The sequence below is a fragment of the Amycolatopsis sp. AA4 genome (assembly GCF_002796545.1).
In the GTDB taxonomy this organism is placed as follows: domain Bacteria; phylum Actinomycetota; class Actinomycetes; order Mycobacteriales; family Pseudonocardiaceae; genus Amycolatopsis.
This window is the reverse complement of record NZ_CP024894.1, coordinates 4,541,319-4,555,482: the sequence shown is the minus strand read 5'-3', so window position 1 is coordinate 4,555,482 and position 14,164 is coordinate 4,541,319. Positions and strand designations below refer to the sequence as shown.

The window sequence follows — 14,164 nt, the reverse complement described above, 5'->3', positions numbered from 1 at the left end:
CAGCCGCCGGCAGTATTGGTTGTTGACACGTCCGCGCTCGCAACCTTTCGCCCCGCTCGTTCGCAGAGAACGGCGGAGCGAAAGGCGGGAGCGGACGGACGCGCGGAAAGATCGTGCCGGGCGGCGTGGAAGGACCGCGACCACCGCAGCGACCAGTACGGCAACGAGATGCCGAACTCGGTGTTCTTCGCCCCGGGCGGCATCGCGTTCCACACCGGGCCGCTCGACCGTCCGGCGCACGGCTGCCTCCACCTTCGACCGGCTACCGGTGGGGGCCGAGGTCGAGGTGGACAGCTGACAGGAACAGCTCAGCCCGGCTGGCCGATGTTGACCATCCAGGAGATGCCGAACCGGTCGGTGCACGCCCCGAATTCGTCGCCCCACATCTGCTTTTCGAGCGGAACCGCGACTGTTCCGCCGTCGGACAGCTTTTCCCAGCAGCGGCGCAGCAGGTCGCCGTCGTCGCCGCTGAGGCTGATCGAGATGTTCGTGCCCGGGTTGTGCTCCATCCCGGGCGGGACGTCCGACGCCATGAGCGTGAAGCCGTTGTCGCCTTCCAGCATCGCGTGCATGACGTGGTCCGCGTTGCCGGCCTCCGCGGGTGCGCCGGCCTCCCCGTAGGTGTTCAGCGCGAGGTTCCCGCCGAACAGTTCGTGGTAGTACTCCATCGCCTCGCGAGCGTTGCCCGCGAAGCTGATGTACGGGTTGAGTCTCGAAGCCATCGGACCCTCCTCAGTGCTGGACGGACTCGCATCGTCGCAGCTCTGAAGGGGTACGACAACGGGAGCGCGCCCGGTCGGGCGACCCCCGTCGCGGGTTTGCTCAGGGATCGCCGGTGAGCTTGTCGCGCAGCTGTTCGAGAGTCTGCGACAGCAGCCGGGACACGTGCATCTGCGAGATCCCGACCTGCTCGGCGATCTGGGTCTGCGTGAGGCCGCCGAAGAACCGCATCACGAGGATCGCGCGCTCCCGTTTGGGCAGTTCGCGCAGCAGCGGCTGCAGGGCCTCGTGGTTCTCGATGTGCTCGATCTCCGGGTCGTCGCTGCCGAGCGTGTCCGCCAGGAGCAGCGGTTCGGCGTCGTCGTGGACCGGCTTGTCCACCGACAGCGTCTGGTACGCGTGGCCCGCGACCAGGCCCTCGTGGACCTCGGAGAGTTCGAGGCCGAGGTGCTCGGCGAGCTCGGTGGGCGTCGGCGCGCGGCCGAGCGTCTGCGACAGGGTGGCCGAACCGCGGCTGAGCGACAGGTGCAGTTCCTTGAGCCGCCGCGGCACGCGGACCGACCAGCCGGTGTCGCGGAAGTACCGGCGGATCTCGCCCATGATCGTCGGCACGGCGAAGGACAGGAAGTCCGGGCCGCGGTCCGGGGTGAACCGGTCGATCGCGTTGATCAGGCCGATCCGGGCGACCTGGACGAGATCCTCGCGGGGTTCGCCGCGCCCGGTGAACCGGGTGGCGATGTGCTCGGCGACCGGGAGGAATTCGGTGACGAGCCGCTCGCGCAGCCGGGGCCGCCGGGGGTCGTCGGCGGGCAGGGCGGCGAGCTCCTCGAACAGCGGCGCGGTGTGCGCGTATTCGTCGCGGTGGCGGGTGACGGGCTGCTGGTTCACCCGCTCCCCTCCCGGTGCAGGTCGAGGTCGAGGGTCAGCGCGTAGCCGTCTTCGGCGGGATCCGGCACGGAGCGCGCCGACACGTTCGAGGCCAGGGTGGTCAGGACGTGCCAGCCGAAACTTCGCTCGCTCGGCGGCTCCGGCTGCTGGGTGCGGGTCTTGACGGTGAACCGGATCCCGTCGGGCGAAACGGTGAACTGGCAGGTCATCGCCGCCCCCGGGGCGGCCGTCGAGACAACCTGGGCGCACGCCTCGTCGACCGCCATCTTGGCGTCGGCGATCGCGTCGAGCCCGTAATCGGCCCGCGCGGCGACTGCCTGCGCGAGCATGCGGACAAGCGGGATCTGGTAAGTCTCCGCCGGAAGCCGCAGCTCGATCACCTCGTCGAGCAAACGGTCCACGGCTGGCATGCCGCCGCTGGCGCGGCCGCCGGGTCCCTCGTCGTTCATGGCTCCCGCATACCCAGGCGAGGCCCGATCGACACGTCCGGACGCGATTCTCGAGTGTGCGCCGCGGCACGTTCGCGGCGCCGCCCCGGTGAATCCCGCGTGAGGCGGACGGCGGTTTCGCGTGACAAACCGCCGGACGTTGGGTAGTCAGCAGGGAGAACCTTTCGGGAAGCGGGGTGACCCCTCATGGTGCAGGTGCGGGTGCAGGGGCTGGCTGTGGTGGCGCAGGAGTCGGCGCCGGTCGTGCTGCTGCGCGAGGAATCCGGCTCGCGCCGGTGGCTCGCCATCACCATCGGCGCGCCGGAAGCGCAGGAACTGGCCGCCGCGCAGGAACACGTCGTGTCCGCGAGGCCCGGGACGGTCGAGCTGATCATCGAGGTGCTGGCGGCGCTGGGCCAGCGCGTCGAACGGGTCGAGATCACCCAGCTGCTGGACAGCATCTTCCACGCGGACCTCGTCCTGTCCGGCGGCGTGCGCGTCTCGGCCCGCCCGAGCGACGCGATCGCGATCGGGCTGCGGACTCATGCCCCGCTGGAAGTCGCGGAAGCCGTGCTGGACGAGGCCGCCGTCGACGTGACGGTGGCCGCGGGCGACGAGACCGCCCTCGGGTCGGCGCTCGAGGCGGCCGGCGACCTGGAGGAACCGGCCGAGGCGGCCGAGGACGAGATCCGTCGTTTCCGGGACCTGCTGGACGACGTGAGCCCGGAGGATTTCCGCGACCCGGACGCCTGAGGGTCCCTTTCGTGGGGCTGGGTCCCCGGGTCCGAGCGTCGTTAGTGTCCCGAGTGGACGATCAGGGCTGCTCGGCGGGCCGGGGGAGCGGGATCTCGGTGAGCCCCTCGGCGGCGCCGGGCCGCACGCAGTCCAGCGGGAACAGCGCGAACAGCCGCCGGACCGTGGGCGCGGAACCCGGGTCGACGTAGAAGTCCTTGCCGGCTCCGGCGGCCAGCAGTTTCGACCGGATCAGGACGCGCAGTCCCGCGACGCCGAGGAAGGTCGTCTTGCGCAGGTCGACGATCACCAGGCCGACGGTGCTGCGCATCCGCGCCTCGACCACCTCGGCCAGCCGGGGCGCGGTCGCCAGGTCGACCTCCCCGGAAACCTCGACGACGGCGGTCCCCGGAGCGGGATGGCCGACGCGCAGCCGGAGCATCCCCGTCAGGTCCGGCGACGGGAGAACGGGCATTCGGGCACTGTGCGCGGAGGTCATCACGGCACTCTCTCTGAGCCGCGCGCAGGGCTGCGGCGGAATGCCGGACCGGCCGAACACCGGGCATCCCGGCGCGCGGGACGGATCACGGTGGCTGGAGGCTCAACCACACTCCACGGTAGCTCTCCCGAGCAGCCCAGGGAAGCCGCCGAAGGGGGACGGGTGAGATCCGGCCCTCTCGCGACGCTGAACGCGGATGGTTGTTGAACGATCAGGCAACCGCGGGGAGGAGGTTGTGGGTGCTGGGGAAACGTTGGCGGGAAAGAACAATCCGGCCGCGGCGGGGATTTCTTCGCTCTCGGATGGGGGAGATTCTCGCGCGCACGACCGTTGTGGAACTGGGTGAGGCGCTGATCGGATTTCGTCGCCGCGAATGACGACTTTCCCGCCCAGCGTGACTCGTGCGGAGCCTCGGCGGGGTGGAGATTGCCGCGGCGAATGAGGGCTTTCCCGCCCAGCGTGACTCGTGCGGAGGCGCGCCAGGGTGAAGACTGCCGCCGCAAACGAGGACTTTCCTGTCCAGCGCGTCCCGTGCGGAGCCCGCCAGCGTGGGACTGCTGCCGCGAGCAACCCGCACCGGGCTCGGCTAGTCCGGTTCCGGTCTCCGCACAGCCGTCCCGGACCGCACCAATCCTGCTGCTGCACGCAGACCGGCAACCGGCTCGGCCAGCACTTCTCGCACGTGGAGCATGCGTTGGCGCTGGCAGGCTGAGGCTGATGCGGCAGGCAACTCCACTGGCTCGGCTGGCTCTCCGGTGCGGCGGGGCAGCTGTCCTTCGGCAGCGTGGAGACCGGTGCCGCACGCGACTCCGCCAGTTCAGCGGGGCAGTTGTCCTTCGGCAGCGTGAAGGCTGCACGCGACTCCGCCGAGCTGGTTGGCTTGTCGACCCGTGAGGCACCCGTTCTCCAGCAGCGTGGACGCCGCGAACGACCAGCTCGGCTAGCCGTCGATGCATCGTGACCGCGCAGCTGCGCCGGGCAGCGGGGGTTCTCCTCCCGCACGCCATCCCGCATCGGCCCGCTATGCCTGATCCCGCATCGGTGCAGCCCGGCAGCGCGGAAGCCTGCTGCAAGCAGGCAACCTCAACTAGGCCAGCTGTCCCTTCCTCCCACCGCCACGCGGCCTGTTCTCCTCCACCAGCACGGAGCCCCCTCCGCACGCAAACCTGCAGCTCGTCCTATCCCTCCCTCCGAGGCGATCCGCCGCAGCACGGATTCGCCAGCAAACAAAGCCCTGCCCCGGCTAACCCCCGATCCGAGGCGGCCCAGCGTCCACGACCGTCAACGACAGCTCCAGCGGATCGAAGTGGATCAGCGATTCCATCCACCACGTCATCCCCGCCTCGGCGAGCGCCGCGAGATCCACCGTGCCCGGGTCTTCCCATGCCGGGCTCGCGTTCCCCGACACCGCGACCTCGTACGGGCGATCCGACGGCCGCACTCGAGCGACCAAGTCGGCCAACGCCGCGGGTGCCAACGGCTCTGGGCCAGGATTGGGGAAAATCCCATCGCTCCCCGCAGCACGGCGCAGAACCCGCGCATGCTGAGTCGTACTGGCTGTCCACACCGGAATCGGATACGGCTCCGGAGCCGCGGCCTCCAGGCTCACCCGATAGTGCGGCCCCTCGTGCCGCACCGCCTCCCCGGCCCACATCGCGCGCATGATCTGCAGCGCCTCGTCGGTCCGCGCCGACAGCTCAGCGGGCGAGGACGGATCCCCGAACCGGCTGAAGTCGCCCGATTCGTCGGAGCCGATGCCGGTTCCCAGGATCAACCGGCCGCGGGACAGGCGCGAAAGAGTCGCGGCTTGGCGGGCCAGAATCCACGGCCGGCGGCGGCTCGGCGGCGTGACCATCGGGCCCAGCAGCACCGTGCTGGTCGCCTGGGCGACGGCGGCCAGCGTGGTCCAGGTGTCGGCGATCGGCGGCATCGCGGGCGCCACGTGGTCCCACAGGAACACGCCGTCCCAGCCGGCGGCTTCGGCTCGGACCGCCAGGTCGACCAGGACGGCCGGATCGCCGAACGGGCCGAAAGGCGGCAGGTAAAGGCCGTAGCGAACGTGGTCGGTCATGCGGGATCCCCCTCCGGATCGGTCGAACAGCACCGTAGCGGGACGCACCGACGAAAACGGGCCGGAGATCTTCTCCCGGCATCGGCCGTTCGGACGTTGCCGGGTCACTGGACTCTAGGTTACGGTGACCTATATGTGGACCGACGTGCTCCTGCTCGCGAAGCTCGCCGAGCGGCCGTGGCACGGGTACGAACTGCGCAAGCAGATCGAGGAATCCAGCGGTCGCACGCTGTCGAACAACTCGCTCTACCCGGCACTCCGCCGGTTCGCCGAGGCAGGCGCGGTGACCCGTACCGCCGAGCCGCAGGAGGGGCGGCCGCCGCGGCACGTGTACACGATCACCGACGTCGGGCGCGAACTGCTGCACGACCTGCTCGCCGACCTGCCGCCGGAGCTGGCCGGGGACCCGGCCGAATTCCTGGCGCGGCTGGCCGGATTCGGCAGGCTCGCCCCGGAGGAACGGCTGCGCGTGCTGGACGCCCGCGAAGCCGCCGTCGCGGCGCAGCGGGACCGGCTGGCCAAGCTCGGCACCGGGCAGCCCGACCCGTGGAGCCGGCTCGTGCTGGCCGAGGTGCTGCGCCGCGCCGAGAACGAACTGGACTGGCTCGCGTCGTTGCGCACGCGGGCGGGCTGACCCCGAGGAAGGACCCCGCATGTCTACCACCGCCCAGCTGCCGTTCGCGAGGCCGAACGTCCTGGACATCGCGCCGCTGTACGAAGTGCTGCGCCGCGAAGGCCCGATCGTCCCGGTGACCACCCCGGCGGGCGACCCGGCCTGGCTCGTCACCGCGTACGACCAAGCGCGGGAAGTGTTCGCGGACCACCGGTTCGGCCGGTCCCACCCGCATCCCGAGGACGCCTCGACGGTCTCCGACGCCGCGGTGCTGAACGGCCCGCAGGGCGATTTCGAGACCGAGCAGCGGGAACACGCCCGGCTGCGCCGCCTGCTGGTCCCGGCGTTCTCGGCGAACCGGATGCGCCGCCTCGGCGGCCGGGTCCAGGAACTCGCCGACCGGTGCCTCGACGGGATGGAAGCCGCGGGCTCGCCGGCGAATCTGCACGAGCACCTGTCGTTTCCGTTGCCCGTGCTGGTGATCTGCGAACTGCTCGGCGTCCCGTACGAGGACCGCGAGAAGTTCCGCGCCCTGTCCGACCGCATCGGCGTGCTCGACAGCGGCGGCGACGCCGAGGCGGCGATGACCGAGTTCACCGCCTACATGTCCGGCCTCGCCGACGCGAAGCGCGCGAACCCGGGCCAGGACGTCGTGTCGGACCTGGTCGCCGCGCAGGCCGAGGACCCGACGTTCACCGACGACGACCTCGGCCGGCTCGCCGCCGGGCTGCTGTTCGCCGGCCACGAGACCACGTCCAACCGGATCGACCTCGGCGTCCTGTTCCTGCTCACCGACCTCGCCCGCCGCGACGCGCTGGCCGCCGACCCCGAAGGGCGCGTGCACGGCACCGTCGAGGAGATCCTGCGGATGTCCGCGCCGGGCGGGCTCGGGCTGCTCCGGTACGCGCACGAGGACGTGGAGATCGGCGGAGTCCGGATCTCGCGCGGCGACGCGGTGATGATCTCGACCGCTTCGGCCAACCGGGACCCGTCGGTGTTCGCGGACGCGGAGGAGTTCGACGCGGAGCGCAAACCCAACTCTCACATCGCTTTCGGGTACGGCGGGTATTTCTGCATTGGCGCGAGCCTGGCGCGTACGGAGTTGCGGGTGGTGTTCTCGACGTTGTTCCGGCGGTTCCCGAATCTCCGCCTGGCGGTGCCCGCGGACGAACTGGAGGTGCGGGCGAACCGGCTGACCGGCGGGGTTTCGCGGGTCCCAGTCGTCTGGTGATCTCAGACTGACTCGATGGTGGCGGTTCCGGTGTTCACGAACGGATGCGTGGCACTCACGGTGATCGTGCCTGGAGTGCCGCGCATCGACCGGATCCACACCGCCGCCGCGCCGCCGAGGGCGCCGAAATCCAGGTACGGATCGCCGATCAGCACGCCGGGGCCCTTGACCGAGACGGCCAGGACCCCGCGGGCGTGCGGACGCGGCGCGCCGTAACGGTCAAGCGACCGCAGTGCGACCCGGGTGGTGTCCGCGCCGTCGGCGATGATCTGGTCGTCGTCGGCGGTCACCGCGATCGTGTCGTACGCCGGGTCCGCGCTGAATCGTCTGCGCAGCACGGTTTGCCCGCCGATCTGGCCCTCGATGGTCAGCTCGGGGCGGGTTCGGCCGTCCACTCGCAAATCCACCGAGAACGGCGGGTACGCCAGATGCGGGAACCGTGCGCGATCGGGCCGTACCGTGACCGGGCGCTTGCCCGCGACAGTCACCACCAGCACTTCGCAGTTCGACCAGACGATCGCGTCGCGGCCCGGCCCGCCCGGCGGTGAGCCGGGGCCGAAATCCCAGTAGAAGGCCGGTTCGATCACCGCCCCGCGGGACGGATCGCGCTGCGCCCGGTAGAACGCCGCGCCCAGCTTGGGGATGCGGAAGAAGTCCATCACGCCGGGGTATTTCACGCCGCGATAGTGGTGATACCAGCCGGAGGGATAGTCGAAACCGCACCACCCGAGCAGGCCGCTGTAGTGCGGATCGGACGCGGCGTGGTCGTGCACCCAGGCGTGCAGCAGGCTCTGTTCCCGTTGCACGGCAAGGGAATCCGTCCGCCGGAAGTAGGCAGAGCCGACGAGCGTGCCGATCGCTTCGCTGACCAGGTAAGGAACTCCGCGTCGCGGCGGGCGCAGCGGAGGGGGCGAACCCGGGGGACGGGGGCGGCTGTAGTCGTTGAACGAGAACACTCCGCCGGCCGCTTTCACCGGATACAGCGGGGAAACGTAGCCGCGTTCGCCGGCGACGGCGCCCGTGCACGGCCGCATCGGGTCGAGTTCCGCGGCGAGCTGGTCGGTTCTTCCGTACAGCGTGTATTGGCCGAGCGTCTCGTTCACCCGGGTGCCCCACACGATGATCGACGGATGGTTGCGGTCGCGCACGATCATGTCGTGCACGTCGCGCACCGCCAGCTCCTGCCACGCCGTGTCGCCGACGTGGTCCCAGCCGGGCAGTTCCTCCCACACCAGGATGCCGAGTTCGTCGCACGCGTCGAGGAACGCCGTCGCCTGCGGGTAATGCGAGCAGCGCACCATCGTGCAGTTCAATTCTTCTTTCAGCAGCTGAGCGTCACGGCGCTGCACCCGATCCGGCATCGCGCCGCCGACGAACGGGTACCACTGGTGCCGGTTGAGCCCGAACAGCTTGAGCGGCTTCCCGTTCAGCCGGAAACCGTCCACCGTGAACTGAGCGTCCCGCAGGCCGGTGCGCACCGGGTAGGTGTGGACTTTCCGACCGTCGACCGTCAGCGTGACGAGGATGTCGCACAGCGCCGGGTCGTCCAGATCCCACAGCTGCACCGCTTCGAGGCCTTGCAGGGAGATCGTGACCTGGGTATTTCCCTTCGGCAGGCCGGTGAGATCGGTGTAGGAGGATGCGATCTCCGCACCGTGCTGGCTGAGCGCGGCAGTGAGCCGGACCGGGCCCTTCACCGGCTTCGCCGAGTCCACCGTGCAATGCAGCAGCACCTCGCGGTTCGGCGTCAGCACGGCGATCTGCTGCGCGTACACATCGGACAGATAGGTCTGGGGCACGCCAGTCAGCCGGACTTCGCGGTACAGCCCGGCCGGCTGATAGAAGTCGATGGCCGTCGGATGCGGAAATTCCGGCAGGTCGGGCGGGGTGTTCTGCTGCCAGCGGCCGTCGACGACCACCGCGAGCACGTTGTCCTTGTCGGTCAGCAGGCCGGTGACCTCGCAGCGCAGCGGCAGGTAGCCCCCGCTGCGCGCGGCGACGAAACGGCCGTTGAGATACACCGTCGCGGCGCTGAGCACCCCGTCGAACTGCAGGAACACGCGGTTCCGCCGCAGCTGCGCCGGCGCGAGGAAATGCTGCCGGTACACCCAGACCTGCTGCCAGTCCGTGGGATCCCAGTCCTGCCAGGACAGCGGGACGACGCAGTGCGGGACCGAAACCAGCGCCATCCCGCTGTCGTCGAAGTCCGGCTCGGTGCAGCCCGGGACGAACGGCCCGAAAAGCCAGTCCGCGCCGAACCCGTCCCGCGCCGCCGGGGGCGCGGGACGGGAAAGCGCGGCCGCGAGCGCGCCCGAACCGGCGAGCGCCGCGCCGGCCCCGAGCAGGAAAGCTCGCCGGGGCTGCGCGGCGAGCCAGGGGACCCGCCCGGAAGGCTCGCCCGTCATCCCCGCCGGCGGGCGGTTCCGGGACCGGGCGCGGAAGATCCGCCGGAAAGCGTCGACGCCTGCATGGGCGCGAGCTTACTTCTCGCGTTGTTCAGGAGAGGTCAGCAGAGGTCGGCGAGCCGGTCGACCTGCTCGGGATCGCTGCCCCAGCAGTAGAGCATCACCTCGTCCGCGCCGAGATCGCGGTACGCGCGGATCGCCGCCCGGATGTCGTCGGCGGAGGTGAGCATGCCGCTCGCCATCTGCTCCGCCATTCCGGTGAACGCGTAGTACGCGCGCATCGCCGTTTTCGCCTCGTCCGCGACGGAATCCGGGCCGAGCGCGACGTTCGCCTGCGCGACCAGCCGAGGCTCGCCCGTTCGGCCGTGCTCCTGCCAATCGCGGCGCACCGTGTCGAACAGGCCGCCGACCCAGGACGGGGGAGCGGCGGCGAGCAGCCCGTCGCCCCAGCGGGCGACGCGAGCCAGCGCTCGGGGTTTGAACGCGCCGATCAGCAGCTCCGGGCCGCCCTCGCGAGCCGGGGAGGGGCCGATCGGACCGGCTTCGGCGCTGAACGGCTCGCCGGACCACAGCCGGCGCAGGTCGGCGAGCTGCCGGTCGAGGCGGCGGCCGCGCTCGCGCAGCGGGGTGCCGGCGGCGTGGTGGTCGTCCTCGCGGCCGCCGACGCCGACGCCGAGCACGAACCGGCCGCCGCTCATCCGGTCGAGCGTGGCGGCCTGCTTGGCGAGCAGCGCGGTCTCGCGCAGCGGGGCGAGCAGGACCTCGGTCTGCAGCCGGACGCGGGTGGTCGCGCCGGCCAGCACGGCGAGCGCGGTGAGCGGTTCGGGATTGTCGTAGACGAGACGGTCGAGCAGACCGAGCGTGCGGAACGGGCCGGCGTCCGCGCGCCGTGCCCAGTCGAGCAGGGCGGCGGGGTCGCTGACGGGCAGGCCAATGCCGATGGACATCGGGGAACCTCCGGGAAAACGGGTCGACAACTACGGGGTGGCCGCCCGCTCCTGGGCCTGGATGTCTTTCAGGCCGGCCGGTCCGCTCTGCGGCGTGCTTCCGGGGACCGTTCCGTCGGAGTGCGCGCAGCCTATCCGGCGGCTGCCGGGCGGGGCAACGCGTTTTCCAGCACTGCCAGCAGTTCGGTGAGCGCGGGGCCGAGCGGCAGGTCGGCGCGGACGGCCGCGTGCTCGTCGCCGCGGGTCTGGCCGCGGTTGACGATCGCCACGGGCTTGCCGGATTTCGCGGCGCGCCGGACAAAGCGCAGGCCGGACATGACCGTGAGCGAAGATCCCAGCACCAGCACCGCGGATGCCTCGTCGACCATCCGGTAGCAGCGTTCCACGCGGGCGCGCGGCACGTTCTCGCCGAAGAACACCACGTCCGGCTTCAGCACGCCGGAGCAGCTGGTGCAGGGCACGGTGCGGAAGGCGCGGACGACGTCCTCGGCGAGTTCGACGTCGCCGTCCGGGTTGATCCGCGTCGCGGTGCCGCCGAAATCCGGGTTGGCCGCGCGCAGCCGGACGTCGAGGTCCTCGCGCGGGGTGGTGCGGCGGCAGTCGAGGCAGACGACGCGGTCGAGGTTTCCGTGCAGTTCGACCACGCCCGGGGTGCCGGCCGCGCGGTGCAGGCCGTCGACGTTCTGCGTGATGACCCCGGAAACCCAGCCGCCCGCCCGCAACGCGGAAACGGCGCGGTGCCCGTCGTTCGGCGCGGCCCGCGCGATGGTGCGCCACCCGAGGTGGCTGCGCGCCCAGTAACGCTGGCGGCCCGCCTCGCTGGAGACGAATTCGCCGTACGTCATCGGCGTGTGTTTGCGGAGACTGCCGCTTTCGCCGCGGTAGTCGGGTATGCCGGATTCGGTGGAGAGGCCCGCGCCGCTGAGCACGAGCACGTCCCGCCCGGCGACGATCTCCGCGACGTCCGCGACCGTGCCCGTGCGCGGAAGCGGTTCGCCGGGTCCGGCCCAGGTCAGCGTCGGTCGCGTGCGCACGCCGCCAGTCTAGCCGCCCCCCGTCCGGAAACCGGGCGATTGGTTTTCCGCGCGGTTGGGTACCAAAGGCCACATGTGGTTCGCGCTGGCTACCCCCGTGGTCGTGATGGTCGCTGCCGTGCTCATGGAATCCGTCGAGCGACATTGCGTGCGGACTCCGAGCGGGGCGGTCCGCCGTCCGGTCGAACGGGCGGCGCTGCGGGAAGCGTCGATGCCGGTCGCAGCCGTCGGGGCGGCTCGGCTCAGGCAGCGGACCGCCTGAACGCCCACGGGCCGGAGGGGCCGGTGTTCTTGGGAGGAACACCGACCCTCCAGCCTGCGGGCGAGGCCCGCGCTCTCCCCGTCGGGGTGGGAGAGCGCGGGCCCCATTTCGTTTAGCGGGCAGCGTGTTCACCGGGCAGCGTCTTTGGTCAGCTGCCGGTACCAGTCGTCGTACGGATGGTTGGTCGCCGGGTAGTTGACCAGCGGATCGGTGGCCAGGCCCGCGCTGTCGAAGTCCCAGCCGCGGACCACGTGCCCGCTCTTGCGCGCGGCGACGAGGAACGCCGATTCCTTCGCCGGGGCCCCGTAGAACAGCCCGTCCTGGAGTTCGGCCGGATCGCCCTGCTGGTATTCGTCGAACGCGACCTGCTGGTACTGCACGCGTCCGCCGGCGACGAGATCCGTGGAGTAGCGCAGGGTTTGCGCGGGCGTGGACCCGTCGGCACCGGTGAAGACAGAGATTCGTCCCGCGTTTGCCTTGTCGTAACGCGGATCGGACGTTTTCGCGTTGCCGGTCCAGGCGACTGTCTCGCCGGAGAGCGTGCCGCGCCATTGCCAGTTCTGGTCGCTCGACTGGCTGCGGTGGATTTCGCGGAGCCCGGTGCTGGTGAACGCGACCGTCGGCAGCACGCCGTTGTCGTACTGGTGGCTCGCCGACCAGCTGATTTCGCCGTCCGCGCCGAGCTTTCCGGTGTGGTACCAGAGCGTGGTGGCGCTCTGCGACTGGTGCACCTCGACAATCTGCCCGGAATCGTCGAGCGCGACCGCGGGCGTCTGGCCGCTGTCGTAACGGCCGTGCCGCTGCCAGGCGACGCGTCCGTCGGCGCCGAGCTGCCCAGTCCAGTACCACAGCGCGCCGCCGCCCAGGTCGTGCACCTCCACGACCTGGCCGCGGCTGTTGATCGCGACCGCCGGGTGGTATCCGACGTCCCGGCGATACGCGGCGCGCGTGCCGCCGTCGCCGGAGAGCAGCGGGAGCACCTTGCCGCGCAAGGAATCCGTGGTCGCGCCGGTGCGGTAGGCGGCGGGGGAGAGCAGCCGCGGCCCGAACGCGGCACTCAGCTCGGCGTTGACCGCGGCCAGGTTCCCTGCGGCGAACGAGTCGTTGTCGGTCAGGTCGTCTTTCACATCGAGCATGACGACGATCGGCGCCGCGTCCGGATGCGCGGCGGACCAGGTGTTCACGACGGCGAGCCAGTCGCGGAGGCTGTCGGACGCCGGGTTGCCCGCGTGGTCGACCAGGTCGCCGGGGGAGCTGTGGCCGATGTCGTAGTCGTGGCGGGCGGCGTAACCGTTGTCGTGGATGTCGAATTCGATGAACCGGACCCCGTGGTCGAGCTGGTAGGCGATGGCTCCCTTCGCGCCGTCGACGTTGCCGGAGTAGCTGTTGTGCGTCGCGGCGAAGAGGGTGTCGGAGAACGGCTGGGCGGCGTTCGCGGGTGCGACGCCGAGCATCGTGACTGCGGCGGTGACGAGCGCGATCGTGCGGAATCGGTGCATGCAGACCCCCAGGTCGGCCGGACTGTCGGCGAAATACTGGCGATCTTGGCAGAGATTCATGGCATCTTCTGGGGATGCGGGAAAACGACGAGGAAACCTTCGGCGAGCACGTCGCCGATCTGCTGTCCGGTTTGCCCGGAGTGGAAGCGGTGGCCCTGGGCGGCTCGCGGGCGCGCGGCACTCATCGGCCGGACAGCGACTGGGACTGCGCGGTGTACTACCGGGGCGCGTTCGATCCGGACGACCTGCGCGCGCTCGGCCTGCCCGGCGAGGTGTCCGGCCTGGGCGAATGGGGCGGCGGAGTCTTCAACGGCGGCGCGTGGCTGACCGTGCAGGGCCGGCCGGTGGACGTGCACTACCGGGACTTGGACGTGGTCGAGCACGAGCTGGCCGAGGCGGAGAAGGGCCGGTTCCATTGGGAGCCGCTGGCGTTCCACCTGGCCGGGATCCCGAGTTATCTGGTGGTGGCGGAGCTGGCGCTGAACCGGGTGCTGCGGGGCGAGCTGCCGCGGCCGGAGTATCCGGAATTGCTGCGCGAGAGCGCTCCCAAGTTCTGGCGCGCTTCGGCCGCGCGGACGCTGGACTACGCGAAGGCCGCGTACGTGCGGCACGGGCGGGTCGCGGAGACGGCGGCGTCGGTCGGGGTGGCGGCGATGCAGGCCGGGCACGCGGTGCTGGCCGCTCGGGGGGAGTGGGTGACGAACGAGAAAACCTTGCTGGAGCGGGCGGGGTTGCGCGGGCTGGACGACGTGGTGGCCGGGATGGGGCACGATCTGGCGGGGGCGTTCGCCACCGCGTGCGCGCTGGTCGGCCAGGCAGCCGGGGGCGAGTAGCC

At 71.0% G+C, this 14,164-nt stretch carries 14 protein-coding genes; 5 read left to right on the top strand and 9 right to left on the bottom strand.

The genetic code is table 11. The annotated features are described in order from the left end of the window. Nucleotides 1-308: 308 nt before the first annotated feature. The 3 genes from CU254_RS21190 to CU254_RS21180 all read right to left on the bottom strand — a co-directional run bounded on the left by CU254_RS21190 (nt 309) and on the right by CU254_RS21180 (nt 2,057). Complete coding sequence (locus tag CU254_RS21190) at nt 309-722, bottom strand: VOC family protein (RefSeq protein WP_009079215.1); 414 nt, start codon at nt 720-722, stop codon at nt 309-311. 100 nt (nt 723-822) lie between these two features. Next, the gene (locus tag CU254_RS21185; RefSeq protein WP_037714359.1) at nt 823-1,608 is read right to left on the bottom strand and encodes a SigB/SigF/SigG family RNA polymerase sigma factor; all 786 of its coding nucleotides are present in this window, start codon (nt 1,606-1,608) and stop codon (nt 823-825) included. Next, nucleotides 1,605-2,057, bottom strand: coding sequence for an ATP-binding protein (locus CU254_RS21180; protein ID WP_050788238.1), 453 nt, complete (start codon nt 2,055-2,057; stop codon nt 1,605-1,607). The genes CU254_RS21185 and CU254_RS21180 overlap by 4 nt, the downstream gene beginning before the upstream one ends. A gap of 186 nt (nt 2,058-2,243) precedes the next feature. Here CU254_RS21180 and CU254_RS21175 point away from each other — a divergent pair, with 186 nt between their 5' ends. Next, nucleotides 2,244-2,789 (top strand): bifunctional nuclease family protein, encoded by a 546-nt coding sequence (locus CU254_RS21175; RefSeq protein WP_009079209.1) that lies wholly within the window; start codon nt 2,244-2,246, stop codon nt 2,787-2,789. A gap of 61 nt (nt 2,790-2,850) precedes the next feature. On the opposite strand, the gene CU254_RS21170 is transcribed toward CU254_RS21175, so the two are convergent. Together CU254_RS21170 and CU254_RS21165 are read right to left on the bottom strand one after the other, a co-directional pair. Further along, complete coding sequence (locus tag CU254_RS21170; protein WP_199785947.1) at nt 2,851-3,243, bottom strand: STAS domain-containing protein; 393 nt, start codon at nt 3,241-3,243, stop codon at nt 2,851-2,853. 1,267 nt (nt 3,244-4,510) lie between these two features. Continuing rightward, nucleotides 4,511-5,338, bottom strand: a complete 828-nt coding sequence (locus tag CU254_RS21165; protein ID WP_037714356.1) for an LLM class flavin-dependent oxidoreductase — start codon at nt 5,336-5,338, stop codon at nt 4,511-4,513. Nucleotides 5,339-5,471: 133 nt separating this feature from the next. Between CU254_RS21165 and CU254_RS21160 the strand changes: the two genes are divergently transcribed. Together CU254_RS21160 and CU254_RS21155 are read left to right on the top strand one after the other, a co-directional pair. Continuing rightward, on the top strand, nt 5,472-5,972 hold the full coding sequence (locus CU254_RS21160) for a PadR family transcriptional regulator (protein ID WP_037714354.1): 501 nt from the start codon (nt 5,472-5,474) through the stop codon (nt 5,970-5,972). 19 nt (nt 5,973-5,991) lie between these two features. Then, nucleotides 5,992-7,182 (top strand): cytochrome P450, encoded by a 1,191-nt coding sequence (locus tag CU254_RS21155; protein WP_009079201.1) that lies wholly within the window; start codon nt 5,992-5,994, stop codon nt 7,180-7,182. Nucleotides 7,183-7,184: 2 nt separating this feature from the next. Here the strand turns inward: CU254_RS21155 and CU254_RS21150 are convergent, their stop codons facing one another. The 3 genes from CU254_RS21150 to CU254_RS21140 form a co-directional block, all read right to left on the bottom strand. After that, entirely contained in the window at nt 7,185-9,587 is a 2,403-nt protein-coding gene (locus CU254_RS21150) for a glycoside hydrolase family 2 protein (RefSeq protein ID WP_009079199.1), read from the bottom strand. 101 nt (nt 9,588-9,688) lie between these two features. Beyond that, on the bottom strand, nt 9,689-10,534 hold the full coding sequence (locus tag CU254_RS21145) for an LLM class flavin-dependent oxidoreductase (protein ID WP_009079198.1): 846 nt from the start codon (nt 10,532-10,534) through the stop codon (nt 9,689-9,691). Between the two features lie 131 nt (nt 10,535-10,665). Further along, complete coding sequence (locus CU254_RS21140; RefSeq protein ID WP_009079196.1) at nt 10,666-11,568, bottom strand: NAD-dependent protein deacetylase; 903 nt, start codon at nt 11,566-11,568, stop codon at nt 10,666-10,668. 73 nt (nt 11,569-11,641) lie between these two features. On the opposite strand from CU254_RS21140, the gene CU254_RS21135 reads away from it, so the two are divergent. Beyond that, a complete protein-coding gene (locus tag CU254_RS21135; RefSeq protein ID WP_037714351.1) occupies nt 11,642-11,830 on the top strand; it encodes a hypothetical protein in 189 nt (62 codons plus the stop codon). A gap of 128 nt (nt 11,831-11,958) precedes the next feature. On the opposite strand, the gene CU254_RS21130 is transcribed toward CU254_RS21135, so the two are convergent. Then, complete coding sequence (locus CU254_RS21130) at nt 11,959-13,389, bottom strand: hypothetical protein (protein ID WP_009079193.1); 1,431 nt, start codon at nt 13,387-13,389, stop codon at nt 11,959-11,961. 14 nt (nt 13,390-13,403) lie between these two features. Between CU254_RS21130 and CU254_RS21125 the strand changes: the two genes are divergently transcribed. Continuing rightward, nucleotides 13,404-14,162 carry a nucleotidyltransferase domain-containing protein gene (locus CU254_RS21125; protein ID WP_037714349.1) on the top strand — a complete coding sequence of 253 codons (759 nt, stop codon included), beginning with the start codon at nt 13,404-13,406 and terminating at the stop codon, nt 14,160-14,162. Nucleotides 14,163-14,164: the final 2 nt, after the last annotated feature.

Excerpts from the sequence above, each read along its gene's own strand:
- CU254_RS21145 (WP_009079198.1), bottom strand. The coding sequence starts at position 10,534 with ATGTCCATCGGCATTGGCCTGCCCGTCAGCGACCCCGCCGCCCTGCTC.
- CU254_RS21135 (WP_037714351.1), top strand. The coding sequence starts at position 11,642 with ATGTGGTTCGCGCTGGCTACCCCCGTGGTCGTGATGGTCGCTGCCGTG.
- CU254_RS21180 (WP_050788238.1), bottom strand. The coding sequence starts at position 2,057 with ATGAACGACGAGGGACCCGGCGGCCGCGCCAGCGGCGGCATGCCAGCC.
- CU254_RS21165 (WP_037714356.1), bottom strand. The coding sequence starts at position 5,338 with ATGACCGACCACGTTCGCTACGGCCTTTACCTGCCGCCTTTCGGCCCG.
- CU254_RS21130 (WP_009079193.1), bottom strand. The coding sequence starts at position 13,389 with ATGAATCTCTGCCAAGATCGCCAGTATTTCGCCGACAGTCCGGCCGAC.
- CU254_RS21125 (WP_037714349.1), top strand. The coding sequence starts at position 13,404 with ATGCGGGAAAACGACGAGGAAACCTTCGGCGAGCACGTCGCCGATCTG.
- CU254_RS21190 (WP_009079215.1), bottom strand. The coding sequence starts at position 722 with ATGGCTTCGAGACTCAACCCGTACATCAGCTTCGCGGGCAACGCTCGC.
- CU254_RS21160 (WP_037714354.1), top strand. The coding sequence starts at position 5,472 with ATGTGGACCGACGTGCTCCTGCTCGCGAAGCTCGCCGAGCGGCCGTGG.
- CU254_RS21150 (WP_009079199.1), bottom strand. The coding sequence starts at position 9,587 with ATGACGGGCGAGCCTTCCGGGCGGGTCCCCTGGCTCGCCGCGCAGCCC.
- CU254_RS21175 (WP_009079209.1), top strand. The coding sequence starts at position 2,244 with ATGGTGCAGGTGCGGGTGCAGGGGCTGGCTGTGGTGGCGCAGGAGTCG.
- CU254_RS21155 (WP_009079201.1), top strand. The coding sequence starts at position 5,992 with ATGTCTACCACCGCCCAGCTGCCGTTCGCGAGGCCGAACGTCCTGGAC.
- CU254_RS21170 (WP_199785947.1), bottom strand. The coding sequence starts at position 3,243 with ATGCCCGTTCTCCCGTCGCCGGACCTGACGGGGATGCTCCGGCTGCGC.